Genomic DNA, 26,331 nt, shown 5'->3' with positions numbered 1-26,331 from the left:
GATTTCTCCTATTCTTTTAAATAGTTTACTAATAGCATCTTCTTTATTTTTGATTTTGTGATAAGTGGTCTTTTCAGGCTCGATCACACAAAAATCTAAAGTGCATTTACTTACATCCACTCCGACAAAAATACTTTTCATAACTTTGTTTTGCTTTTATAGAAAGAGATGTTTTCATCATTAACTCGACTCCTTGATAATGGGCTTAAAATCCCGAATTTCTATTAGAGATTATTGATGAAAGTCTGAACTTAGGTCTAAATCGAACTATGAATTTTTTAAATTCTGAGTGACTATAGTGTACCTAAGTTCAGCTCTCTTTTTTACGGTTAAACTTGATATAAATATACTTATGCAAGTCTAAAGGAGTGCTTCTCGATACAATTTAAGGTCGCTTCTCTCCCTTAAATCACTCGAAGTGACGGGCGATAGCCATTTAGTATCGAGAACCTTGGGTTGTAGCGTTTTTCTTTTAGTTTAAATCCCTTAAGTGGCAGCCTTCCACACCTGGTTCTCGATACAATTCTATTACGCTACGCTACATGTTCTCGGGCGAGCCCGAGAGAGAAGCTAAATACTAAAATTAGATTTATAATTCTACCAAGAAATAGTCTTTAACTGTTAGGGCATTACAGGTTGGTACCAATCAAATCTAAATACTCAATACTTTGTACTTAATACTAGCGTAAACTCCGCTGTAGCTTATCATTTAGACCTGAGTTTGGATCTCCATAAAGGCACTATTAACTAACCTATAGACAATCCTCTTTGCTTGGTGTATTTGTTCATTTTACTCAAGTGGTTTTTATTTATTTTTTAACGGATTTCGTGAATCTTCGATTTAGTTCATTGGTTTTTATTTGTTTTTTATGGGTATTCATGAACCTCCTTCGTCGGTTTTTTGCATCGCCCAGGGCCGAGAACCGAAGGTACTGAGTACCTTTGGTTGGAGGAGCCAGCTGTTGCGATGGCCAACTAGCTAATTATCCCCTTACAGGAAAATAGTCCTACGAACTTTACACGGCCGCAGTGTCCAGGTCGCCTACCTCCGGTAGGTAAACCTTCCATCATCCAATGTGAAAACTTCTTGATTTACTACAGGGCCGAAAAGTGAAGGTACGGTGTGCCTAACCTGAGTTTGTTTGTATTTCACAAAAGCGCTTATTAACTACTCTATGGCGCTTCTTCCTTGCTTGTAATATTTGTTCATTTTCTTTGCTTGTCCAAAGAAAACGAACCAAAAGAAAAGACACCTTATCCTATGAATTTTTTAGAATAAATCTAAAAATCAGTTTCAAAACTCCGCGCTTTTTTGAAAAAAAAAGCTGAATCTCGGAGCTTTTGAAACCTATTCTACGTATAAGGAAAACAATCCAACAGGGATTTTGTATGTCATTTCACTATATCCCTTAAAAGTAATGCCATTAGTTTATTCCCTTAGAGTGTATTGGAATATGGCTGGCGCCACTAATAACAGTTTTTATTTAAGTTTAACTAAAGCTGGTAGAAACTCAAATAGATTTGTATATTCTTTTTTTTACCCGATCGAGGAATATCATCGATATCTGGTTACTTTTTGCTGAATTAATACAGCTCTTTCCCTTAGCAAGGGAAGGTGGGTTTTGCTCCTATTTTCGGGAACAAAAGTCGGAAGGGATGATTTTTTAAGATTTTATGTTTGAGAACTTTCAATTATCTAGGATTTTATTTTATCTGTCAATTAAATTATCCTCAATACTAATGATTATGTACTAGCGAAAGCTCCGCTGTAGCATATTATTTCTGGTACCTACGGCAAAAATTGATACATACTAGCTGTCAGTTTTTAAGGAGGTCTCGACTGCGCCTGTCTACCGATAGGCAGGCTCGACCAGACATTTTTTACTATTAATCGATTCCTAAATCTTATCAAGTAATTCGAATATCTAATTGTATATTGTCCACTATACACCTCCCTAATTCGGGTTCACCGATCTTTAAAACTGGAAAATAGTAAAGGATCTCATTAGTAATGCTAACCCATTGTTAATTGTTCACTGTTAATTGATAAAACATTCCAGGCTTGTACCAATCAAATCTAAATACTCACTACTAGCTACTCAATACTATGCAAAAACAAGCCCGTCATTTCCTAAAAAATGACGGGCTTGTTTTTGCATCCCTACTTCCTCCAAGGCATATACCAGGGAGCTTTCTTTACTCCCTCTTCATGGTAGCCGTAGCCGTAACCATAGTTATAGGTATAACCATAACCTCTACGGCGTTTAATACCCACTTCGTTTAATAGGTACCCCATATTTTTAAGTTTCTTGGATTTGTTTAAGTCTTTAGAGAATTCCAATAAACGTTTATCTGTATATCCGGAACGGGTTACATACAATGTTAGATCTGCGTATTGTGAAATTATAAGGGTGTCTGTTACCAACATAGTAGGAGCGGTATCTACAATAACGTAGTCGTACTCCTGTTTTACGATGTTGATAAACTTCTCAAATCCATCACCAGATAATAATTGCGGGGCGTTAGGGGGGATACTACCACTAAAACATACATTGTGGTATTCCATGTTATTATAACCCTTATAAATTATTTGTTTCCAATCCATTTCCGGATCATAGAGGTAATCTGAAAGTCCTAGAGATTCCTTAGGGCGATTAAAATGCTGATGAATATTAGGGTTTCTAAGATCTGCTCCAACAATAAGTACCTTTTTTCCAATACTTGCAAAAGCTAAGGAAAGGTTAAAGGCTACCAGGGACTTTCCTTCGTCTTTTACAGTAGAGGTTACATAGATGACCTGTCCATCTCCTTTTTCCTTTTTAGGAAGCATATAATTAACATTGGTGCTTAGGATCCTAAAAGATTCTGCCAAAACGGAACGGTCATTGGCATCCATAAAGGTTTTTTGGTCATCTTCCAAGAAGGGGATTTCAGCTAACACAGGAATTTCAGGATTAGCACGTTCTAGATCAGAACGATCGCCAATTTTAGTGTCTAAGGTAAAACGAAGGTACAAGACACCAAAAGGTAATAATAATCCCATTAACAGCGCACCTGCCATGATGATCATTTTCTTAGGTGCCACTGGAATGTTAGGGGTTAGTGCATAGTCTACCACCTTAAGTGAAGGAGCGGTTACCGCTAAACTAATAGCCGCTTCCTCTCTTTTTTGCAAGAGCAATAAGAATAGATTTTCCTTAATACTCTGCTGACGTTCTATGGCTCGTAACAATTGTTCTTTTTCTGGAAGTTGGGAAAAAGAAGATCCTGTAAGCCGCTGCTCTTGTCGCAATTGTGCCATGGAAACCTGTAACTGCTGTTGATAAGCGGTTACGGTCTGTAATACGTTTTGTTTGGTGCGTTGTAATTGACTGTTAATGACCAGTAGGGTAGGGTTGTTCTCCCCAGCACTAGCTACCATCTTATCGCGCTCTAATACTAGTTGGTTATATTCGCTCACCAAAGAATTGATGCCCGAGTTCTCCAAGCCGATATCGGCGGGAAGGAGGTTATAGGCAGCTTCTTGTGCTAGGGTTTCCTTAAGCAGTTTGGAAAGTGCAATTTGCGTCTCCAGTCTGTAGGCCTCTTCCTCGGTGGCCGACTTCTTCTGCAGGGTGATACCTGCATCTGCCTCTATGTATGAAAGGTTGTTCTGTTGTTTAAAGGATTTTTTATCCCCTTCAATAGAGTCCAGCTCCTGAGTAAGAAAGATAAAACGGTCATCAATAAAGTCTAGGGTACGTTTAGATACTAGCTGCCGGTCTAGAATGCCATCTTGGTTAAACTTCTCGATGATGGTATTAAGGATGGTCTCCGAGCGGGGCACACTTTCTCCAATCATGGAGAGGGATAAAATATCACTGTTCTTATTGGTAGAACTAACCTGAAGGCTATTGATTAGCCGCATGGTGGCACTTTTTACAGAAGTAATGGCTACCTTATAATTTTTCTCTTGGTTACTATTGCCAGGGTTATTTTCTGTAAGCTGAATACTAAAAGGAAGCGAGGGGTCTGTAGCAGGAGTAGTTTGTAAAAGTAAGGAGACACTTAGACCATTTGCGTCTATTACTTTGGCCGTAGAACCGCTAACTTGTATTTGATATTCCGATGATTTAATATTATCCAAGGAGCCTTCTATATTAACAGTAAAAGGGGCATCCGCAATTTGTCTGGTTTGGATGTTACCAACAGCAAAATAACTTACATTTAATTGTAATTCCTCTACCACCTGTTTTAAAAGTCGGTAGGATTTTAGCACCTCAATTTCATTATCTAGATTAACTTGCGGCTTACCACTTAGGAGAGACATGGCATCGGTAGCGATGTTCATTTCCTTAGATTCATCTATAATTCTTATCTTAGCAGTAGATTGATAGCTAGGGGTAGTATATCTTAGGTAAAGGAAGGCAATGAGTAGCGCTACCACTACCGTACCAAGAAACCAGGGCCAATAACTTAAGTATTTAAAAAGATATTCTTTTAAGTTAATGGAGTCTTCCTCTTCAAATTCATCAACTAGGTATGGGGATTCTTTCATGGTTTAGCGAGTAATTAGTATTATAGAAGATAAGATTACGGATACTACCGAGACTAAAGTTCCGGTATTGCCTACAAATCCGGCACTCTTTACTTTTGGGGCATTGGGGTTCACTACTATAAAGTCGTTCGGTTTAATATAATAATAGGGACTATTAAACCAGTCTGTTTCCGTAAGGTCTATGTTGGTTACTGTACGCATCCCGTTTTCTTCCCTTATTAATAAAACATCATTACGCTTCCCATTAATGGTAAGATCCCCCGCATATCCCAAGGCTTGTGGGAGACTTATCTGCTGTTCGGTAAAGCTATAAGTTCCTGGGCGTTGTACTTCTCCTAATACCGTAACTTTTGCATTTAATAAGCGTACACTTACACTAGGTTTTATGAGGTGACCGCCATTTTCCAACATTTGCTGCAATTCCTTTTCCAATTGGGCAGTGGTTTTATTAGCCACTTCAAGCGTACCCAAGACAGGAAAAACCATAGTTCCTTCGGTGGAGACCAAGTATCCCTGTAATTTTAAGAGCTCTATATTAGTTGAAGTTGTTGTATTGGTAGGCTGTTGTTTGTTATAAGGCAAAGCAGTTTCTGGAATTAACGCCCCTACGGTAATACTCAAAATATCATTCGGCTGAATTTTTGGAGTCTCGTAGGTGATGTTTTGTGGCCCAAGGGTATTAGCATCCTGGAAATAAAGGATTTCCTTTTTGGTGGCGCAAGACTGTAGCATTAGGACTAAAAGTCCCAATAGTGTTATGCTTTTTTTCATTAGTGTTTAATTAAAGGTAAATCTACTTAATCGGCAAAATTAAGTGTTTCGTCGGGATGTTACAATTCTTTTTGATAGATTTAGGGGAATGGGGTTCGGGTTTGGTGGGGTTATTAGTTTAAGTTTCATAGTGAATTTGGCTTCGACTACACTCAGCCACCGTCTAGAAAGTTAACCTTTCTCCAGTAGGCATGTTCAAAATTACGTGATGGGTTGTTAGATTATTTATTAAATATGATCGACTACGTCTGCATTCGGCATGTAAACCTCCTCCGGTAGGTTAACCTACCTACCGACAGGCAGGCTCGAAGTGACGGGCGATAGCCATTTAGTATCGAGAACCTTTGTTGGGAGCGCTTTTATTTTAGTATAAATCCCTTGAGTGGCGGCCTTCCACACCTGGTTCTCGATACAATTTTATTGCGCTACGCTCCATAAAACCACTCGAAATGACGACCGAAGGAATTTTGTATCGAGAACCTCGGTGTGTTAATATCTCCTTTTCAAGGCTGACAACCCTGCTTCTCAATACAATTTTGCTCAACTTTGTTCGCAAAACCACTTCCCTAATAATAGGTGATCTCCAAGTTGCACCAAAGATAATTGTTAAGTTTCTACTTTAAAGTGACTTCGACTACGCATGCTTCCGGCATGTAAACCTACCTTCGGCAGGTAAACTCAGCCACCAGTAGATTAACATATCTAACGGGAGGTATGCTTAAAGTTAGGAGAACTTTTACATTGAATGTGGCTTCGACTACGCTCAGCCACCGTCTTGAAAATTAATCTTTCTCCAATAGGCATGTTCAAACTAAAAAGATGGGAACTTGTTAGTTTAAAATATGATAGACTACGCATGCCTCCGGCATGTAAACCTCCTACGGCAAGTAAACCTTCCTCCACCCGTTATGAAATCACTTGGTTTTTATCGTATATTAAAATAGATCGAATTCTTTTGATTTAAATAATTAAAGAGAATTAGTATTGATAATTGTAGGAAAAGTTATATCATCCTATATTTTCACCAGTGGTGTATATCATGAGAATCATATATATGAATGGACAAACTAATCACTGATTACCGTTTACTGACTACTGGACCTTCCTATCCCCATAAATTTCCAATATGGATTTTACAATACGTTCTGAGGTTTTGCCATCCCAGAAAGGAATAGTACCGCCTTTTTTCCATTCTCCTTTTAGTATTTTGGCTAGGTAGGGGGCAAGCTTAGTGGGATCCGTTCCTACCAATTCATTGGTTCCTAAGGTGATGGTCTCTGGTCTTTCTGTATTGTCACGTAAAGTCAGGCAGGGAATACCCATTACCGTTGTTTCTTCTGTGATACCACCAGAATCTGTTATCACCGCCTTGGCATTTTTTACTAAATGATTGAATTCCAAATAGGAGAGGGGCTCAATATAATGTAACCTCGGATCTACAATACCCAATTGTTGAAGCGTCTTTGCTGTACGTGGATGTACTGGGAAGACAATGGGATGGTTACCTGTACCATCTAATATGGCGTCCATCATATTTTTTAAATGCTGTTCTTGATCTACATTGGCGGGCCGGTGGAGGGTAAGCATAAAATAATTTCCATCGGTTAATCCGTCAATATCCAATTGTGGATCAATTAATTTGTCCATATTGGCTATTAGTGTATCAATCATGGTATTCCCTACCAAATGGATACGATCTTCTGAAACTCCAGTTTTTTTAAGGTTTTCATTGGCGATTTCTGTGGTAGTATAGAAGTGATCTGTAATGGAGTCGGTTACCATACGGTTAATTTCTTCTGGCATGGAGAGATCATAAGATCTAATGCCAGCTTCCACGTGGACAACCTGAATATTCAATTTTTTGGCAGTGATACTACAAGCCATAGTAGAGGTAACATCACCAACTACTAAAACTACATCACAAGGGTTTTCTAGTAATTCTTGTTCAAACCGCACCATGATATTGGCGGTTTGCTCAGCTTGAGTGCCACCACCAGATGCTAGATTAGCATGGGGTTCTGGAATACCTAGCTGCTCAAAGAAACTACCAGACATTTTTTTATCATAGTGCTGTCCAGTATGTACCAAACGATAATCTATGGCATTTCCATTGGCTGATTTCTCTTCTATCGATTTTATAATAGGGGCAATCTTTACAAAATTTGGTCGTGCTCCCGCAATGATTGTAATTTTTAACATATTGTAATTATATCTGAGCTAATAAGTTTATTTAAATGTATTACACCGTCACCAAATATAACTATTTAAAACGGACGTTTTGGAATTCCCTTAAACCACATGTAGACTAACGGACTTTCTGGTTTAAGGATTACCCAAGCGGTAGTTAAGATTATTTTTATATCGGTAATAAAAGATTCATTGGCCTGATACCATAGCTCAACTTCTCCTTTAAAAGGATAAATGGTGTTCTTATAGAATTCCCAAGTGTCTTCTCCTTTTTCCTTTACTTGCGTAATTAATGATTCTTCATCTCTAAAGATAATGGAACCAATTCCAGTTAGCCCAGGTTTTACATTATAAATTACATCTTGAATTTCAGGAGGATAGGCTTCAAAACTCTTGGGCATTACGGGTCGTGGTCCTACAACACTCATATCGCCTTTAAAAATATTGATTAATTGTGGGAGTTCATTAATTTTACTTTTTCTTAAAAAACCTCCCATTGTGGTTATTCTAGGATCTTTTTTAGTGGTCATAATGCCTCCAGCCATATTTGGACTGTCTTTAAGCATGGTAGCAAACTTCCAGATTAGAAATCGTTTATTTTTATATCCCACGCGTTCCTGCTTATACCAAATATATCCCTCGCCAGTAAGTTTTAGACCAATCATAATGGGAATTAATAAGGGTGCTAAAATTAATAGTGCTATTCCTGATGCCAGAATATCACACAGCCTTTTAAATAATTTGTACATGTGTTTGTTTAATTAATTTTGTTTAATGGTTAGTAATTGTATGATTTTTAATTCAATGATTCTTTTTTAATTCAATAATTCAAAAATTTAATAATTAGTTTATTTATCCATAATGTTCTAGTTTCTATTATTACTAGTTCAATAATTAAATGTTTTTTTAATTACTCATGAACTTGATGATTCTCAATTAAAATTTTTGATTTTAATTTTTTAGCTTCAATTTATATTAGATGATCGAATACCGATTCATTCAATCTTTGAATTATAAAAATCTCTGATTTTTATTGAATTCTTGAATCTTTGAATCCCACATTATTTGAATCTTCAGATCTAAAATCCGTACCAACTAAATTAGACATTTCACTTTCATCATTCAGCTAACCTTGATTTCCATAGTCCATTGGTGGCTCTTTAAATTTTGAACCTTTATAAGTGGAGTTCTTCAAGTAATTCCTAAACAAACTCAATTGTTTTGAAATGTCAATTGTTAAGGCATGTAATTTCTCGAAATCTGATTGATCTATAATTTCTACATCTAAAGCCCTGTAAAGTTGAGACCTTAGTTCTCCTGCACTGCCTTTTGAATACGAAAGAAAGTTTATAAACTCTTTGTTTCCCCCTCGTTCAAACCCTTCAGCTATATTATCCATGATGCTTCCACTGGTTTTGTATAGGTGGTTAATTAAAAAGCCATATTCGTTATTGTCTTTACCAGCAAGTATCTTAAACATTTCAATATTTAACTGACGACTTAACTTCCATACGTTAAGGTCTTCGAAACTGTTTATTTTAGACATGATGAGGTTAATTCAAAAATTCAATGATTCAAGCGTTGCTTATTCAAGGATTCTGTTTTGATTCAAGGAAGCTTTAATTCAATAATTCAACGATTTAAAGGTTACTTTTAATTCAATGATTCAATAATTCAACGATTTAATGATTAGTTTATAATTTGATTTGTCACGTAGCTTCTAATATTAGTAGTTCAATAATTGGGTATTCATCGTTCGGTTTGATCATGTGTATTACTTAAAATCTTTGATTTTAAGTAATTTAGTTCCAATTGGCCCCCAATGACCCACGACTACCTAAATCAATATTTGAATTATAAAAATCTCTGATTTTTAGCGAATCTTTGAATCCTTCTATCCCTGATTTTTAGAGAATCTTTGAATTCTTGAATCCATCAATCTTTGAATTTAAATAGATTCAACACTATAGCTCCAATTGGCCCCCAATGACCCACGACTACCCAAATCAATATTTGAATAGTAAAAATCTTTGATTTTTATTGAATTCTTAAATCTTTGAATCATGCAAACCTTTTTTATACAATCTATAGACCCTGTTTAATCATTCTATTCATCATTCCGGCAACCACCAACTTCATTACATCTTCTGATCTAAACTCTTCCCAGTCTCAATATGTTCAAAATCTGGGATATGCTTTTTAAGTAGGTCAACAATAGCTGTTTTGTCGTAGTTCCCAGAATCCATTAGGGATTTTAATTGCTCAATTGTAGCTGTGATTTCTTCTTGAGATAATTTACGAGCATTTTTAATGACCCCTAAGCTGGTATAAGTTTCTTGATCTACTACATCTTTCTCCGTATAGAATTCTTCGTATAATTTCTCGCCAGAAGTGTCAGTATCGAAGAAATAAACTGGATATAGATCCCCTTCTTTTGATGTTAAGGCTTTTTGTTTGGCTTCCTCCTCAGATTTGCATTCTACAATAGGTCGATTAGATGCCTTGAAAAAGTCAATCGTAATATCTTTAAAATAAGCCATTTCTTCAGCGGCTAATTTTGGGAAAAATATTTCTCCAGAATTCCCTAGCATACAGGCTAACATACAAATCTGTCCACTTTCTTCAGGGGAGACAAAAAAGCGTTGCACATCGGAAGGGCAGGAGATAGGCTGATTTTGGAACAAACGCTCAATATAACCAGCTAAAAGAGAACCATTTGAGAATGCCACGTTGGCGAAACGGGCTGTGGTTATCTGTAGGTCTTTACTGTAGGCCATGATTACCTCTTCCATCAGTTTTTTACTAGCCCCCATTACATTAACGGGGTTGGCTGCCTTGTCCGTAGATACACAGAAAAAATGTTCGGGTTTATTGTCTACCAATAAATCCAAAAATTCCTTGGCTTTGAAAACGTTGTTGTCTATCATTGCTTCAATGGAATATTTGTCCTTTTCACTACGCACATGTTTATGTGCAGCAAAGTTGGCAACAATATGAAACGGACCTTCCGCCAAAAACATTTTCTTAAATACCGGATCCCCAAAATTCATTGGGTAGGTTCTAAAATCGTCAGGAACAAACATATTAGCATCCGATCTTAACTGACGTGTGAGTTCTGTAAGACCATTCTCATTAGTATCTACCACATACAATTTACCTGGCTTAAACTTTAAAATTGCACGAATATAGGAGGAACCGATTGTCCCAGCGCCACCAATAACCAATACGGATTTTCCCGCTATTTTCTCGTTTAGCAGTGCTTTATTATTTTCAATATCACTTTGGAAAAGACTTTTTGATCTTTTAGTGATGTAGGTGTTTATGAAATGAGGTATATCTATGAGTTTCATATGTTTTTATTAAAGGGTTATTATTTGAAGATTCAAAGATTCAATACTTTGGTTATTCAATGATTCAATGATTCAAGGATTCAAGGATTCAAGGATTCAAAGATTTAATGAACCATTTAAATCTTTGAATAAAAAAATCGAAGAATTTTATTGAATCATTGAATAGTAAAATCGGAGATTTTACTTATAAAAAGCTTTAATGGTAGCTACAACCGTTTCCATTTGTTCTTGAGTTATGCCCGCTGAACTTGGAATACTGATACTGCTATCATATACAGAGGCAGAAACATCAGTTTTATTGAAATAGAATTCGTCTTTAAACATGTCCAACTGATTCATAGGCATCCAAAACGGACGAGATTGTACACCATTAGCATTTAGGTAATCTAATAGTTCGCGCATCCGAGAAGTGCTAAACGTAAATAACCAACCATTGGGATTTGTTCCTTCAGGGATTTCCTGGAACTTAATATCACCAACTCCATTAAGTTGTTCCCGATAAAAAGCATCCATGGTTCTTTTGTTATCTAAAATGGCAGGAAACTGTTCCATTTGTGCAACACCAATAGCTGCTAACACATTCACCAAGCGATAATTATATCCAATTTCATCGTGAATATAATCCATAGCACTAACTTTGGCCTGGGTGGTTAAATGCTTTGCTTTTTTTGCCAATTCCTCATCATCAGTAACGATTACACCACCGCCACCAGTAGAAATAATTTTATTCCCATTAAAACTAAACACCCCCAATTTTCCAAAGGTACCAGCATGCTTATCATTAAAGGTGGATCCTAAAGCCTCAGTTGTATCTTCAATAACCTCTAAATGGTAGGTGTTAGCTATAGCCATTAATCGGTCCATGTCCCCTATATTACCCAAGACGTGTACAGGCATAATAGCACGGACACGCTTGTTAGTACGATTATCAAAGCTGAACTGGCCTGCATCGGTTTCTTTTAGTGTGGTATGCTCATGTAGGTATTCTTCCAAGAGGTCCAAATCCATTTGCCAATTGTTTGGATCCACATCTATTAGAATAGGAGTAGCCCCCGTATATTTAATGGCGTTTAAAGTAGCTATAAAGGTGATGTTGGGTGCAATAACGTGATCGTCTGCGGTAACACCTAATAAGATTTGTGAAATATGCAAGCCTACGGTACCATTCATACAGGCTACTCCGTATTTAGCGCCAGCATATTCGGCTACCATTTCTTCAAACTGGGTAACGTAACTACCGGCAGAGGAAATCCAGCCCGTATCCAGGCAATCTTTTACGTATTTCCATTCGTTGCCTTCTAGTTTAGGGGTTGATAAGGGTATCATTATTCGTTGTTTATTTATTCAAAAAAAATTATTAATTCAAGAATTCAATGATTTCTTTTAATTCAAGGATTCAATCATTCAATGATTAGCTAATCTATAAATTGGTATTCTAGCTTCAATTATTAGTGCTTCAATATTTGAATCATAAAAATCGAAGATTTTTATTTAAATCTTTGAATTCTTGAATCTCTTATTTTATTAGTCTCTTTGCGGGGTTACCCACCACAGTAAGATTATCAGGAACATCTTTAATAACTACTGCTCCGGCTCCTACAACCACGTCATTACCAATAGTAATACCTTGTTTAACTACTGCACCTGCACCTATAAAACTTCTTTTACCAACGGTTACGTTTCCTGCTAAAGTTGCTCTAGGTGCAATATGTGCAAAAGCTTTAATAGTACACTCATGCTCTACAATAGCACCTGTATTAATGATAACACCTGTTTCTATATAACTAAGAGCATTTACAATTGCCCCTGCGGAAATAAGAACATTAGTGTCTATAGTAGCTGTTTTGGATAGAATCACGGATGGATGTAGGAGGGAAACAAACATCCCCTTTTTTATAGCAGATATAGTATTATATACCTTTTCCCTAATATAGTTATCGCCAATACTTACGAATAGCAATCCGTCATGTTGCTCAAATTGTTCTTCGGGACCTAAAAAGCGCAAGTTATATGGATTATGTTCAAGCTCTTGAAAGTCATGATAGCCAGTTACGGTATACCCTAAAAGCTGCGCAGTTTCAATGCAAACATAAGCATGACCAGAATAGCCAATAAAACTGATGTATTTTTGAATTTTCACTTTTTTAGTAAAAGATTATATTCTTCCAATAGGGCTTTCCATACCTCCTCCTGTGAAAAACGGGAAGTGATCATCTCCCTAGCATTGGATTTTAATTTTTGGTAAAGGCTAGAGTTTGTCAAGAGCTCTGTCATAGCTTGCTCTAAAGTGGTTGTGTCTTTAACTTTTATGATTAATCCATTTTGCCCTTCATCTATTATTTCATTACACCCATTAATATTAGAAACAATGGCAGGAAGTCCCATTGCTCCAGCTTGCATTACCACATTGGGAAAACCTTCTCTGTAGCTAGGAAAAGCTAAAGCATCTGCAGCGGCAAAGTAGGGACGAACATCTTTTTGATATCCCACAGAGATTATATTTGGATTGTTTTCAATAGCATGCAGCGTTTCAGGTTTTAGAGGATCTAGCTCCGTTTCTAAAAATCCAACTAATAAAAGTTTTGGATCATTGCCCCCTGTTCTATTAGTTTTTTTATGAATGTTACCAAAAGCTTCTACTAATTCATTTATACCTTTATCTCCTACTACCCGGCCTACAAATACAAATACAAAACTATTAGGTGGAATATTTAGTTCTTTACGAAGGGTATATCTTGATGCTGTAAAGAGAGCTGGATCAAATAAATGGGTGTTAATACCATTGGTACTGCCTTGACCAATTATTTTAAGCTTTTTTGGCTTAGTAAGATTCTCAGCGACTATAAAATCATAAAGCCCTTTAGAGTTGGGATATACTTTTGTAGCGAAATTGTATGTGGTTTTTTCCACATAATCTAACAATTTTCTTTTGTTGCCTGTAGCTTCCATAAGCGGTAGGCCACCTACCGTATGTAATCTGTGTGGAACTTTAGCTAACCATGCCGCCATCATCCCAACAATTCCCGCTTTTGGGGTGTGAGAATGTACAACTGTAGGTCTCTCCTTCTTAATGAATTTATAAAGTTTATAGACAGCCTTTAAATCTGCCCAAGGAGTGATCTGCCGTGTCATTTCAATATGGTAAGTGGCCACGCCTTCTTCTTTTCCGAAGACTTCTAAGTTATCTTTCTCTGAAGAAACTGCGGTGACATGAAAATGATTCTGCATGTATGCCAACTGCCCCTTTAAGAGTTTTTCTAGAGAAAAGGGAATGGTGGTGATGCGGATTAATTTATTTTTAGACATGTATATTAAAGATAGATTAGTCTTTTTAGGTGAGGTGGTAATATAATCTACTCACTTGATTATTGCTTGACCATTGTTTTTTAAAAGCTAAACAAAAAGCTTTTTCGCTAACTCTATTATTTCAAGTGTAGATTAATTATTTCTAACCAATTAATTACTTTTTTGTATATAGGAATAGGTAAATTAAGTGATACTTAAATAACTAATTACTTAAACTGTTTAAAAAATCAATCCATGTTTGAATCCTTTTCTCCCAGCTTAAAGTTTCTATTGCCATTTTCCGATTATTTAATTCAAAATTCCTTTCTATTAAAGAGATATTTTTAATAGTATGTGCACTTTCAATAGCATTTGTAAAATCGACTGTATAACCGAGATTATAATCTTCAACTTCATCTGAGTAACCCCTTAAATTAGATTGCGCTATAACTGGCCTGCCACACGCTATGTAATCATAAAGTTTTAGTGGACTACCTGGACTAATACGTAACTGCTTTACAGGTAACAAACAATATTCACTTGCATTTATATATTTTCTAGCAATGTCGGTTGTTACAGGTTTAATAAACTTTATATTATTATTGTAGGATTTTAATTTCAGCTCATTTGAATAAGTGCTTTCTTTAGCACCTACTATATAAAGAAATATATTAGAACTCTTTCTTATGATTTCCTGGTTAAAAATTTCTATTAAATAATCTACTCCATGCCATTGTGAAACTGACCCTAAAAATAAAAAGACCATATCTTGAGAGCCTATTCCTAATTCTTTCTTAGCTAATTCTTTATTTGTCGGGTAGAACTCTTTATAATTTGCACCATTATATGAGAATATTGATGGTTTTTTATAAACATGATCAAATTTTTCCTTTAGTATAGGGTGATTGTAAATAATTCCATTACTTAACCTATAATTTAAGTTAAAAAAGGGGACTATAGCTTTTAAAATAAAAACCTGTATACGGCTTTTGTTCAAATATGGAATTTCATCCTTAAAATCAGCATGAAATTCGGTAATTACCTTTATACCTTTTAAATATAATATGAGGCTTGTAAGAGGTAAAAACAAGACTCTTTGGACAACAAAATGTTCTTTACTTAAAAATAAAAATTTAAAAAATACTTTAAAATCAAAGAACAACAAGTTTTTAATCTTTGAGAATATACTTTTAGACGATTTTGGACTTAAGAAGATAAAGTTATCTTTTCCTAGCTTATTTTTCAAAACTCTTGCTTTCTCACTAGTTGCTTTATTTTTTCCAGAATTCCCCTCAATGGGGAAGCCAACTATGTAAACTAATTTCATATTATTAGATATCGATTAATGCAGTATATTCGAAGTTCATAGAGTCATGTTAAAATATAAATTCTAAGTTACACATAGTCACAAACTATTTATGGTGATATTATAATGATATAAAAAGGCTATATTAATAATACTCTTAAAAATGACTTAAAAATTTATCTATAAAACTACTTTTAAGTTTTATAATTTGAAATGATGTTCTTATATATCGCTATTTCTTTCTGAACTGTGGAATCCCAAGAAAATTCGCTAGATAATTTGCTAGGTGGCTCGTTTTTCTGAATTATATCTATGACCCTATTAGAAACATTGATTTCAAAATCATCATTTAAATTGAAACAATTTTCAAATCCGATTGATTCAGGTATTCCTCCAACATTTGAACCAACCACGTGCACTCCTGATTGTATTGCTTCAAGTACAACCATAGGCATTCCTTCATTAAAGCTAGGTAAAATTAAAACATCCAAAGCACCGATAATCTCTGGAATTCCTTTTGGTTCAATTTTTCCGGTAAAAATAACATTTTGTACTCGTTGTTTAATAATTTCTTTTTTAAAAGAATCGAGCAATGGACCATCACCTACAATTATGATTCCAATACCGTAAATTTTATCTTGAATATTTTTGAAAATTCCAGGCAATGCCATTACGTTTTTAATCGGTTTCATATTGCCGATAAAACCTATGAGTTTATCACTGTTTATACCTATATTCTCTTTTAATCTTTTCTTTTGTTGTAATGAAGGTTTTTGAAAATTTTTAGACGGCCCAGAATATAAATGTGATTTATTGTCGGTTTTTTTTATCCTATCAGATACTTTTTGAAGTTGCTTACTAACGAAAAAATTAAAATCAGCATTTTGCAAAAAGAACTTCACGGATTTAAATGTTTTTTTATTATTAAATGGATAAACATTAATATCCGAACCATGCCAAGTCATAACAAATGGCGTTCCATATTTATTTTTCACCAACGTAGCTAAATGTAAATCAAGTAGTCCGTGAACCGAAAGAATGTCAAAATCACTGAATAATGATACGTATTTTTTAAGTTGGCGTTTGCATGCAACATCTTGTAGTTTTAAGCGGTGTGTTATTAAATATTCAACTAGAGTTAATTTGACCCACAAATTTTTAACCTCGATATTATTCACTATCGAAGTGTCTTCAAATGTGACATTTATTTTCTTTAGTTTTTTAAACAACCAACTATATTGATATTGAATTAAAAAGACATCAATTTGTAGATCGTCATTCCGTGTTTTCAATTGATTTATTCTTTCTATGACATTGTTGAATATTCCTTTTTGATTATTCACGTTGCCATTGAAAATTATTGCAATTTTCATTTTTTACATTTTAAAGATTAAATTAGGGTTGCACTTTTAAAAGCTGAATTGGAAAGTAAATAGATTCTAAATAAATGGAATTATTTTATTAATAAAGTAATTAACCGCAAGTTTACTCCTAGATAATTGAAATGTAGTGTTGAAGCATAACCTTTAGTCCCTAAGAAAAGGCTTACTCTATGGATAGTTACAAGCTTATTCATTAAATGGACAAACCTGAGTTATCTATTGTCAATAATCATTTGAAAATTTCATTTCAAGGGAGTACCTGATTCTTATGGGTAATCATTATTATAAAGATTGATAAAATCGTTAGCTACGTTTACAATATTATATTTTTGTAAGTTTTTAATTCTCATCTGATTTTTGTAATCCCCAGATATAAATTGCTCAAATTGTTCTTTTTCATAAAACTTAGAGGTGATTTCTAAAATAGGACGATTAGTCATTGAATAATCTATTAATTTACTGGGTTGCTGAAAGGATGATTTATTCATTATGTTTATTAAAAAGTCCATTTTCGATAATTCGAAGAGTAGTTTATTGCGAGGCACATAACTTCTAAGTTCAAGTTTTTCACCTAACTTTGAACTATACTCATCATAAAAGCTTTCTTGATTAGTATATATTATAAATTTGAAATCTAATTTCAGCGTAGTTAAATAATTCAAAAAAGAGCTCGGATCCCTAAAATCTTTATAAACTATTCCGGAAAACGCGAAAGTAGGAATAGAATTAGGTGAGAAATCAGCTATGTTTAAATTATCAAATTGAAAACCTTGTGGTATTACTTTTATTTTTTTTCTAAATTCTGAGTAATAGGCTTCTTTTGCTTCCGCGATTGGGATTGTGATATAGTTGCAGAGCTTCCCCCAATGTTTTTCAAAATTCTCAAAGTAGAATGGGGGTTTATTAAATTGGTTTTTCATGAATGGATCCCCACAATCAGCTACCCAGAATTTGACTTTAGTATTTTTCACATACATTGCTGCACCCCAATGGATTGTATGGGGTTGAGCAATAGTTATTAAATAGTCTATTTCTTTTTCTTGCATTAAAGCTTTCTTCACCATAGGTATCAACTCAATACTAGGGAACTCTAAGGCTTTAGAAAATAATCTTCTTAAAACTTTAGCTATAAAAGAACGATTATAATATCCTAGATTATCCGTAACCCCACCTCTTGAAATTCCTAAATTTTTAAAAGTTATTCCGGTTGCTTTACTATAACTCTCATAATTAAAGTCACCTAGTAGAGCATACACTATTACGTTATGTCCCATTTTGGCTAATTCTTTTGCCAATTCTGTGGTACGATGTGCTCTAGGCCCGAGAGCTGGATAACAATTTTTTGATACAATAACTATTTTTAAAGGTGTCATGAAACAATAAGATGTTTGTAGATTAGGTAAAATGGACTTGAAATATAAAAATCAACACTTAAAACTCCACTATATAATATTATAAGTAAATAAATTTTATGTGCAAATACAAAAGGCATCATATATAAGAATTTTTTGTATTTAACCCCCTTAAAATTTATAAGCCATATATAAGCTATGATTGGGAATCCTAATGTAAAAAACCTTCCCCCTAATGATGGTATAGGAGCAACAAAATTTACAAAAGTCATCCAAACCAATAGAAAGGAAAACAACTTAGCTGTTTTTTCATTATTAGAGATTAAGTTCTTATTCTTAATAAATAAAAACACCATCACATTAATGTATATTTTAGTCGCATATGAGAAAAGTTGAGAAATATAGAAATAAGCATTACTTCTACCCTTTAATTCAATAACATAATCTTCATCGGTGTATGTTTCAGCCATTTTTTTTAGAAAATCTGGCAAGAAATCTGTTGAGAATCTTACTAATTCTATTGATACTAAGGAAATTAGAAAGCTTGTATAAAATAAAATAATCCAAGTTCTATTATTACTTTTATTAAAAAATGATATAATTAACACAAAAATGAAAATCCAAAATGAGCCATGAATAAATGGTGTGCAAAATGCTAAAAAAATATAGGTTTTATTATTATTTCTATATATTTGAAATATTGAATACACTCCTACCCACGTGGCTGTCCAAAATCGAACTCCATTTATGTTGAATATTTGATTATCTAAAAATATAGTTGCTAAAATCAAACAAGTATATGAAGTTACAAACTTTGCTTCTGTAGTTAAAAATTGTAATGACTTTAACGCAAAATATGCGAATATAATTGCAAAAATCATGAACATTACATGGTAGTTGTCTGTTATTTTTGTTGTAATAAATGCAATAGTATCAAAATAAATGTCTTTATGTCCTTCTTTGAATTCAATATATTCCTTTAACCTAGTATAATATAGATTATCACCGTAGTAATAATACCTATCAAGTTTTTCTCTATAACTAGCACCGTCATAACTATTACTTTCTGTCTTGCCTGATGGAACAGTAAAAGACATGCCGAAAAATAGGGCAAACAAAAAGAAAATCACATAGGACGATTTGGTTTTGATGGAACCTAACGAGTATAAGGATGCAATAAAAGGGGAAATTAAAAATAAAATCACTTTAATTCCTTTGTCGATTTGATCTTCCTTCTGCCATTTTCGTCTCATATTCTCAAACTTCATTTATTATTGTCCTTAGCTATTTTTAATTCATGAAATTGATCTATATTTTGTTTATTATTCATCTTAATAATGACAATTTAAGAAGAGACAAGCATATGGAAATGAACAATAATGAAAAGTGAATCTATTTCTCAATAATAATTGTTGTTATAAAACTTTATTATTCAGTTGGTTCAATTCATTCTCTAACTTTCTTACTCTTTCTGGATAATTTCTCTCAAATACCTCCTTGGGTATATAACCATAAAATTCCACTTCATCTTTCCAAGGCATAAACTGAACTTTATCTAATTGTTTAATAACCTTTGCAGGATTACCACCAATAACACAAAAGCCATCAGGGAAACTTTTGGTTACAATACTTCCTGCAGCAACTATTGTTCTTGTTCCTAAACTCACGCCAGGCAGTATTACACTATTCATTCCTACCCAAGAGTATTCACCAATAATAACTTTATTGATATTCGAAACTCTTTGATCATATAAATCATGGTTTGCTGTTAAGATTCCTACATTAGGAGCTATTTGCACGTAATTCCCAATATATAATTCTCCTGCACCTTGAAGATATGCCCCTGGTCGTCCAATTAAGCAATTAACGCCAGTATATATTTTATTAACATTTGCTACGGTACAAGTTTTGTGTACTGGCCAATAAATTTTAGAAACACCAATTTTAAATTTTAAAAACTCAACATAGCTTGCCTGTAGTTTCGCTTTTGAAAAACATTTGTATTCACTTAGAAAAGGAATAAATACACCTATTATAGTTTTTATTATTTTCATCGGTTTAATAATTTAGAAAGTAGAGGTTTAATAATAGTGTGATAATCAATCTTTCTAAAATAAACCCAACAAGAAAAAAGCAAAATATAGAAGATCAATGCCAAACCTATTAATAGTAAATTATTTAATATAAGATATTCAGTAAATAGATATCGTAGCCCATATAGAATTATAAAAGCAGGTATCAAAAGATTGGCCATTAATTTTAATGGAAACAGATTTATAAGTTTAATCTCTATGTATTTCGAAACGAATAAAAGCATGGCCATTATACGACCAATTTGGCATAGAACAGATACCCAAACAACGGCGAGAGGAGAATTTATAAATTTTACTGAAAGGTATTCCAATCCTATAAGAATGATAGCACCATACATGTGGACCTTAAAATAATATTTATTTCCACCTACTGAAAGCAAAAGCGGACCGTAAGCTATAAGTGTAAAGAAATTAACTATTAATTTTATTTGAAAATATTGGCCTGAAGTTTCATATCTGTCTCCATATAAAATAACCATTATAACATCAGCAAAGCAGAAAAAGAAAACAACTAATGGATAAATAAGTTTAATAGTTTTTTCGAATACATTACGCCATAAATTCAAAATTTCTTTCTTTGAATTATGTGTGTTTTCAAATGCCTTTTTTGAATAAATAGGTGCTAATACAATAGAAGCAGCTGAAATTATCATACTTACAAAAGGCAATTCAAGGGATCCATTTGCGAAGTCGGCAAAAACTTCCTGACCAAAATATCTACTAATAAAAAATTGATCAGCTGATTTTATTGCAATTCCCCAAATACCTGCAAACATTATAGGTATAGCGTAGGCAAAAATTTCTTTATAATCTAGACATGTATTGTCGCTTGCTTCATTTTTAACTGGTAAGTTTTTTAAAATCAAAGCAAAGATAAAACTGATAAAGCTAGCGATTGTGAATCCTATTATTGCAAAACTCACGTCTCCATTAAAAATAATAACTGGCAATGTAACGCATGCCAACATTAAAATTCTCGTAGTAACATTATAAAACGCCAAGAACTTAGTTTTTTTAAAGGTAGCGAGAATCCCCTCCAAGCCCATTGTAGGCAGCATAAATAAAGGGACTAGCGAAAAGTATTTTAACGGACTAGCCAAATCCTTATTTTTAAGTACTGAAGCTATTGCTTCGGCTCCTATAAAGAGCATAGCGCTCATAAGTAAACCTGAAACGAGAAGTACTAGGTTTATTTTTTTAATAACACTTTTGGCTTCATTTATAGGAATACGTGGTAAAAAATAAGAATATGCCCTTGGCAACCCTAAAGTAAAGACAACCAAAAGCGATCCATACACATACATTACTTGTTTATATGTTCCATAATCAGCCTTATCAAAATACCGGCTTAATATCATGGAACTCAAAAGACTAAAAGCAAAAGCTGATAAGCTTCCTATTAAAACCCAAAAGGTTTGAATGGTATTATTAGTGTTGTTCGACATACTTGTCATCTACACAGTATAGATTTTTCTCATCACATTTAGTAATGCAGAAAAAATTCTAAAGTTTTAGTTTTACTCAGCATTACTGATTTCAGGAATAATTAAGGCTGTTAAAATATTCTCTGAGATCTTTATTATTTAAATATTGATTTCTAACTATTGAATCATAAAAAATCAATAGAAATCAGTTAATTTTTGATTTTTTTTTGCACCACAAAGAAAACTTTTATAGGAAAGTTTGTAATTTTTAAATGAAGTAAACTAATTACGATCATCCGCACTCAAAATCCCTTTCACATTACAAACAATCACCTTCTACTGTTAATTTTAGCCAATTCTAATGGTAGAAATTCTATCCGTCACAGAATGAGCGACAAGATTAAATCTTTTTTTTGGTAATTCGACGCTCAATTAAATGCCGTATTCTCTTTTTAATTTTTAGAATTATCCCAAAAGTCATTTATGTTCACTCTGAAGTTGTAACCTTTTAAAGCTGTAACGACATCTACTATTTGTGTATTATGCAAATCAGGCCAATTTTTATTGAAGGTATTTCCTAGCGTTAATACCTCAGCTTTGAAAACACTAACACTTTTAATAATCATGCGCTTTTCCACATATTAAAGGCACGAAGAATCACAAAGAGTCGTTTAAACGACGTCCTGCTATAATAATCTCAGAATGGTAATCATATTTTTGGGCCAAGTGATATAAATCCAGACCTATAAATTACCCACCCACTAATCCTGATTTAAACGGCAAGAAGTTCCATTCTGTTGCTACAGTTTTAAGTAGAAATGGATATCAATGTCTATCAGCCTTGAATTCTGTTTTGATTACTATTAAAACTGGTGAATAAGTCCTAGCTGCAAGTATAAGATATGCCAAAAAGGCTATATTACATAAACTAATTATATTATACTTTTCATTTTATCAATATTTTTATACGTTTATTTCATAATAAAAATCCTTAATTCTTAACCTGATAGTACGGACGAGTTAATGACTTTGTTATTTCAAATTTTCCCAGTACCACTCTACCGCTTCTTCAATCCCTTTATCAATAGTATGGCTTGGTTCATAGTTTAATAGTCGCTTTGCTTTATCTACAGAAGCCAAAGAGTGGGGGATGTCCCCTTTACGGTTTGGGCCGTGTTTAATTTCTACTTTTGCTATTTTAGAGTCAAAAGCACTCAAATACTTTTTTAGTAAGTCGGTTAACTGTACTAGATTAGTTCTGTCACCAACCGCCGTATTATACACCTGGTTTAGGGCATCCTTATTTTCGGTGGTTATGGCACGTAGATTCATTTGAACTACATTGTCTATGTAGGTGAAGTCGCGCGAATAGGTACCGTCCCCATTAATTACAGGACTTTCGTGCTTCATATATTGCTTTACAAACAAGGGAATAACCGCGGCATAAGCGCCATTGGGGTCTTGTCGCCTTCCAAAGACATTGAAGTAACGTAATCCAATAGAATTTAAACCGTAGGTGCTAAAAAAGTTGTCTGCGTATAACTCATTCACATATTTGGTGATAGCATAAGGAGACAAAGGTTTTCCAATAGTTTCTTCTACTTTCGGTAATGCTTCATGGTCTCCATAGGTAGAGGAGCTGGCCGCATATACAAAACGTTGTACGCCTGCATCCCTAGCCGCTACCAACATATTTAAAAAACCGCCTACATTTACGTCGTTAGTCGTAATTGGATCATTAATAGAACGTGGAACAGATCCTAAAGCTGCCTGGTGCAATACAAAATCTTGGCCCTCACACGCCTTGTGGCAGGTATCCAAATCCCGAATATCTCCTTCTATTAGCGTGAAGTTCTCATTGTTTAAAAACGGCGCTATATTATGGCGATGACCCGTAGCAAAATTATCCAAACAGGTTACTTTAGCGTCGAGGGAGAGTAGGGCTTCGCAGAGGTTACTACCGATGAAGCCAGCTCCGCCGGTGATTAATACCTTTTTGTTAGCTAACTTCTTGAATTGTTCAGTATTCATTTGGTTTATGTTTTATGCAAATTTTTCGAATTGGGCGAATTAATGCGAATATCTGTTTATGCGAATTGTGTGATATGAGAATTAAAGGGCAGCTTTGGAATTTAAGATACGTTGGTATTCCAAGGAACTCTTCCCGAAATTAACTACTATACCTAATCTTGAATTTGTAGCAACCAAATAATTTTTTAGTTGCGCCTGTACGGCGGTGTTTAAGTACTGGGCTACTTTTAATTACACTATTATCTTATCGAAACACAGGAAATCGGCTATATAGTACTTTTTAAGCTTCTCTTCTTTATAGTATATAGATAGCTTCGTCTGTCTTTCGAATGGGATATTACTACTTCTAAATTCTTTCTCTAATGCTTCCTGCTAAACAGCTTCAAGAAATCCAGCACCCAACTCGGTATGTACTCTCATACATGCACCGATGATGTAATAGCTCTCCCCCTTGAAGATGATGTCTGTCATTTTCTAATCGCCTAATTCGCAGGACTTCGCATTAATTCGCATTTTATTTACAATTTTCTATTCGCATTATCCCCTAGGATACCCTTCACATCATAAACCACGGCATTGTCTGCTTTTAAAACATCTAGATCCATGTCCAGGAATTCATTATGTGCTACGGCTAGAATGATAGCATCGAACTTATCATTTGGAATTTCTTGAGTAGTGGTAAGGCCGTACTCGTGCATTACTTCTGATGGAGTAGCGAAAGGATCATAAATGGTTACCTCGGTACTGTAGGACTGCAATTCTTTAATTACATCTACCACCTTGGTATTCCTTACGTCTGGACAGTTTTCTTTAAAGGTGATTCCTAAAATTAATATTTTGGAACTCTTTATTTTAATTTCGTTTTGCAACATTAATTTAATTACTTCTGAGGCTACATACGGTCCCATAGAGTCGTTCATACGCCTTCCTGCCAAGATAATTTCTGGGTGGTAACCCATTTCCTGAGCTTTTTGCGCCAAGTAATACGGATCTACACCAATACAGTGTCCGCCCACCAATCCTGGTTTAAAAGGAAGGAAATTCCACTTGGTGCCCGCTGCTTCTAAAACCGCTTGCGTATCAATATCCATGATGTTGAATATTTTCGCTAGTTCGTTTACAAAGGCAATGTTGATATCACGCTGTGAGTTTTCTATCACCTTAGCAGCTTCCGCTACTTTTATGGTCGGCGCCAAATGCGTTCCGGCAATGATTACCGATTTATAAAGCTCATTTACTTTTTGTCCGGTTTCTGGCGTAGAACCAGCAGTAACCTTTAATATTTTTTCTACGGTATGCTCCTTATCTCCCGGATTAATACGCTCTGGAGAGTAGCCTACAAAGAAATCCTCATTAAATTTAAGTCCGCTATGCTTTTCCAACACCGGCACACATTCATCTTCTGTAGCTCCTGGGAATACGGTGGATTCGTAGATTACGATATCGTCCTTCTTTAACACCTTGGCAACGCTTTCGCTACTTTTGTATAAAGGGGTAAGGTCTGGACGATTGTTTTTATCAACAGGAGTTGGTACCGTTACTATATAATAGTTGCAATCCGCAATATCTTCCAAATTTGCCGAGCAGAATAAACCAGTTACGCCTGCACCTTCATTTGATCCTTTAATTGGATTTTCTTTTACTAACACAGACTGTAGTATATCGTCCTCAACTTCTAAGGTACTATCATGTCCGCCATTAAGGGCAGCCACTCTAGGGGCGTTGATATCGAATCCTACTACAGGATATTTTGTAGCTAGTAATCGGGCTAGGGGTAGACCTACATAACCTAGGCCTATAACGGCTATTTTTTTTTCTGTGTTCATAATATTAAAGGAATTTGTGCGTTATGGTGTATTAATGTTTACTAGTTGCGATTAGAATTATATTTTTAAATGCTCTGTATAACTTTCTTGAGCAATACTTATTACCGTATGTGAATCAGGGTGTTAGGCTTATTGTTGCTGTGCATTCTTTCTAAGTCCTTCCACGGCTCCGCCGCTGTGAGTCCCATTGTTGGTTCACAGTAATTACATCTATTTTCAGGAAATTGAATCGGCAAATGTAAGGCTTTTAACATAGTTAATGAAACTTATTTAATTGAAATTATGACCGAAATGGTCTAATGTAACAATGTGTTCAATTTGAGAATTTGTTAATGTGTTAATTTGGAAATGGTGTTTCAATGTAACAATTTGTTTGATTTGGACTTCTCGATACAATTTTATTCCGCTATGCTCCATAAAACCACTCCTTTAGACTTGTATAGGTATATTTATATCAAGTTTAACCGTAAAAAAGAGAGCTGAACTTAGGTACACTATAGTCACTCAGAATTTAAAAAATTCATAGTTCGATTTAGACCTAAGTTCAGACTTTCATCAATAATCTCTAATAGAAATTCGGGATTTTAAGCCCATTATCAAGGAGTCGAGTTAATGATGAAAACATCTCTTTCTATAAAAGCAAAACAAAGTTATGAAAAGTATTTTTGTCGGAGTGGATGTAAGTAAATGCACTTTAGATTTTTGTGTGATCGAGCCTGAAAAGACCACTTATCACAAAATCAAAAATAAAGAAGATGCTATTAGTAAACTATTTAAAAGAATAGTA

General features: G+C 34.4%; 17 protein-coding genes and 1 pseudogene. All 18 read right to left on the bottom strand.

Annotated elements, in window-relative coordinates; all coding sequences use genetic code 11:
* Nucleotides 1-2,161 precede the first annotated feature (2,161 nt).
* Entirely contained in the window at nucleotides 2,162-4,537 is a 2,376-nt protein-coding gene (locus tag H344_RS20455) for a GumC family protein (protein ID WP_051254353.1), read from the bottom strand.
* 3 nt (nucleotides 4,538-4,540) lie between these two features.
* Nucleotides 4,541-5,308: a polysaccharide biosynthesis/export family protein gene (locus H344_RS0114795; protein WP_026811017.1), complete on the bottom strand. Its 768-nt coding sequence runs from the start codon at nucleotides 5,306-5,308 to the stop codon at nucleotides 4,541-4,543.
* A gap of 1,092 nt (nucleotides 5,309-6,400) precedes the next feature.
* Complete coding sequence (gene wecB / locus H344_RS0114790) at nucleotides 6,401-7,507, bottom strand: non-hydrolyzing UDP-N-acetylglucosamine 2-epimerase (protein WP_026811016.1); 1,107 nt, start codon at nucleotides 7,505-7,507, stop codon at nucleotides 6,401-6,403.
* A gap of 65 nt (nucleotides 7,508-7,572) precedes the next feature.
* Complete coding sequence (locus tag H344_RS0114785) at nucleotides 7,573-8,244, bottom strand: sugar transferase (protein WP_026811015.1); 672 nt, start codon at nucleotides 8,242-8,244, stop codon at nucleotides 7,573-7,575.
* Nucleotides 8,245-8,621: 377 nt separating this feature from the next.
* The gene (locus H344_RS0114780; RefSeq protein WP_026811014.1) at nucleotides 8,622-9,041 is read right to left on the bottom strand and encodes a four helix bundle protein; all 420 of its coding nucleotides are present in this window, start codon (nucleotides 9,039-9,041) and stop codon (nucleotides 8,622-8,624) included.
* Between the two features lie 592 nt (nucleotides 9,042-9,633).
* A complete protein-coding gene (locus tag H344_RS0114775) occupies nucleotides 9,634-10,845 on the bottom strand; it encodes a polysaccharide biosynthesis protein (RefSeq protein ID WP_026811013.1) in 1,212 nt (403 codons plus the stop codon).
* Between the two features lie 180 nt (nucleotides 10,846-11,025).
* Entirely contained in the window at nucleotides 11,026-12,171 is a 1,146-nt protein-coding gene (locus H344_RS0114770; protein ID WP_026811012.1) for a LegC family aminotransferase, read from the bottom strand.
* Nucleotides 12,172-12,361: 190 nt separating this feature from the next.
* The gene (locus H344_RS0114765; protein ID WP_051254352.1) at nucleotides 12,362-12,985 is read right to left on the bottom strand and encodes a NeuD/PglB/VioB family sugar acetyltransferase; all 624 of its coding nucleotides are present in this window, start codon (nucleotides 12,983-12,985) and stop codon (nucleotides 12,362-12,364) included.
* A complete protein-coding gene (locus H344_RS0114760) occupies nucleotides 12,982-14,151 on the bottom strand; it encodes a glycosyltransferase family 4 protein (protein ID WP_026811010.1) in 1,170 nt (389 codons plus the stop codon). The genes H344_RS0114765 and H344_RS0114760 overlap by 4 nt, the downstream gene beginning before the upstream one ends.
* Before the next feature lie 202 nt (nucleotides 14,152-14,353).
* Nucleotides 14,354-15,457: a glycosyltransferase gene (locus H344_RS0114755; protein ID WP_026811009.1), complete on the bottom strand. Its 1,104-nt coding sequence runs from the start codon at nucleotides 15,455-15,457 to the stop codon at nucleotides 14,354-14,356.
* A 173-nt stretch (nucleotides 15,458-15,630) separates the two neighbouring features.
* Complete coding sequence (locus H344_RS0114750; protein ID WP_026811008.1) at nucleotides 15,631-16,809, bottom strand: glycosyltransferase; 1,179 nt, start codon at nucleotides 16,807-16,809, stop codon at nucleotides 15,631-15,633.
* A 275-nt stretch (nucleotides 16,810-17,084) separates the two neighbouring features.
* Nucleotides 17,085-18,191 (bottom strand): glycosyltransferase family protein, encoded by a 1,107-nt coding sequence (locus tag H344_RS0114745; protein ID WP_026811007.1) that lies wholly within the window; start codon nucleotides 18,189-18,191, stop codon nucleotides 17,085-17,087.
* Nucleotides 18,188-19,423 (bottom strand): EpsG family protein, encoded by a 1,236-nt coding sequence (locus tag H344_RS0114740; RefSeq protein ID WP_169514978.1) that lies wholly within the window; start codon nucleotides 19,421-19,423, stop codon nucleotides 18,188-18,190. The genes H344_RS0114745 and H344_RS0114740 overlap by 4 nt, the downstream gene beginning before the upstream one ends.
* 162 nt (nucleotides 19,424-19,585) lie before the next feature.
* Entirely contained in the window at nucleotides 19,586-20,224 is a 639-nt protein-coding gene (locus H344_RS22365) for an acyltransferase (RefSeq protein WP_051254351.1), read from the bottom strand.
* Complete coding sequence (locus H344_RS0114730; RefSeq protein WP_026811005.1) at nucleotides 20,221-21,717, bottom strand: oligosaccharide flippase family protein; 1,497 nt, start codon at nucleotides 21,715-21,717, stop codon at nucleotides 20,221-20,223. The genes H344_RS22365 and H344_RS0114730 overlap by 4 nt, the downstream gene beginning before the upstream one ends.
* 1,002 nt (nucleotides 21,718-22,719) lie before the next feature.
* Entirely contained in the window at nucleotides 22,720-23,718 is a 999-nt protein-coding gene (locus H344_RS0114720; protein WP_026811004.1) for an SDR family oxidoreductase, read from the bottom strand.
* 81 nt (nucleotides 23,719-23,799) lie between these two features.
* Nucleotides 23,800-24,189 (bottom strand): annotated as a pseudogene (locus H344_RS22165) (GxxExxY protein).
* Between the two features lie 47 nt (nucleotides 24,190-24,236).
* Complete coding sequence (locus H344_RS0114715; protein WP_026811003.1) at nucleotides 24,237-25,544, bottom strand: nucleotide sugar dehydrogenase; 1,308 nt, start codon at nucleotides 25,542-25,544, stop codon at nucleotides 24,237-24,239.
* Nucleotides 25,545-26,331: the final 787 nt, after the last annotated feature.

The organism is Arenibacter latericius DSM 15913 (assembly GCF_000424985.1).
GTDB lineage: Bacteria > Bacteroidota > Bacteroidia > Flavobacteriales > Flavobacteriaceae > Arenibacter > Arenibacter latericius.
This window is presented reverse-complemented; position numbering and strand designations above follow the sequence as displayed.

What these genes read in the sequence shown, in the direction of transcription:
- H344_RS20455 (WP_051254353.1), bottom strand. Translation starts at nt 4,537, where the DNA reads ATGAAAGAATCCCCATACCTAGTTGATGAATTTGAAGAGGAAGACTCC.
- H344_RS0114795 (WP_026811017.1), bottom strand. Translation starts at nt 5,308, where the DNA reads ATGAAAAAAAGCATAACACTATTGGGACTTTTAGTCCTAATGCTACAG.
- wecB (WP_026811016.1), bottom strand. Translation starts at nt 7,507, where the DNA reads ATGTTAAAAATTACAATCATTGCGGGAGCACGACCAAATTTTGTAAAG.
- H344_RS0114785 (WP_026811015.1), bottom strand. Translation starts at nt 8,244, where the DNA reads ATGTACAAATTATTTAAAAGGCTGTGTGATATTCTGGCATCAGGAATA.
- H344_RS0114780 (WP_026811014.1), bottom strand. Translation starts at nt 9,041, where the DNA reads ATGTCTAAAATAAACAGTTTCGAAGACCTTAACGTATGGAAGTTAAGT.
- H344_RS0114775 (WP_026811013.1), bottom strand. Translation starts at nt 10,845, where the DNA reads ATGAAACTCATAGATATACCTCATTTCATAAACACCTACATCACTAAA.
- H344_RS0114770 (WP_026811012.1), bottom strand. Translation starts at nt 12,171, where the DNA reads ATGATACCCTTATCAACCCCTAAACTAGAAGGCAACGAATGGAAATAC.
- H344_RS0114760 (WP_026811010.1), bottom strand. Translation starts at nt 14,151, where the DNA reads ATGTCTAAAAATAAATTAATCCGCATCACCACCATTCCCTTTTCTCTA.
- H344_RS0114755 (WP_026811009.1), bottom strand. Translation starts at nt 15,457, where the DNA reads ATGAAATTAGTTTACATAGTTGGCTTCCCCATTGAGGGGAATTCTGGA.
- H344_RS0114750 (WP_026811008.1), bottom strand. Translation starts at nt 16,809, where the DNA reads ATGAAAATTGCAATAATTTTCAATGGCAACGTGAATAATCAAAAAGGA.
- H344_RS0114745 (WP_026811007.1), bottom strand. Translation starts at nt 18,191, where the DNA reads ATGACACCTTTAAAAATAGTTATTGTATCAAAAAATTGTTATCCAGCT.
- H344_RS0114740 (WP_169514978.1), bottom strand. Translation starts at nt 19,423, where the DNA reads ATGAGACGAAAATGGCAGAAGGAAGATCAAATCGACAAAGGAATTAAA.
- H344_RS22365 (WP_051254351.1), bottom strand. Translation starts at nt 20,224, where the DNA reads ATGAAAATAATAAAAACTATAATAGGTGTATTTATTCCTTTTCTAAGT.
- H344_RS0114730 (WP_026811005.1), bottom strand. Translation starts at nt 21,717, where the DNA reads ATGACAAGTATGTCGAACAACACTAATAATACCATTCAAACCTTTTGG.
- H344_RS0114720 (WP_026811004.1), bottom strand. Translation starts at nt 23,718, where the DNA reads ATGAATACTGAACAATTCAAGAAGTTAGCTAACAAAAAGGTATTAATC.
- H344_RS0114715 (WP_026811003.1), bottom strand. Translation starts at nt 25,544, where the DNA reads ATGAACACAGAAAAAAAAATAGCCGTTATAGGCCTAGGTTATGTAGGT.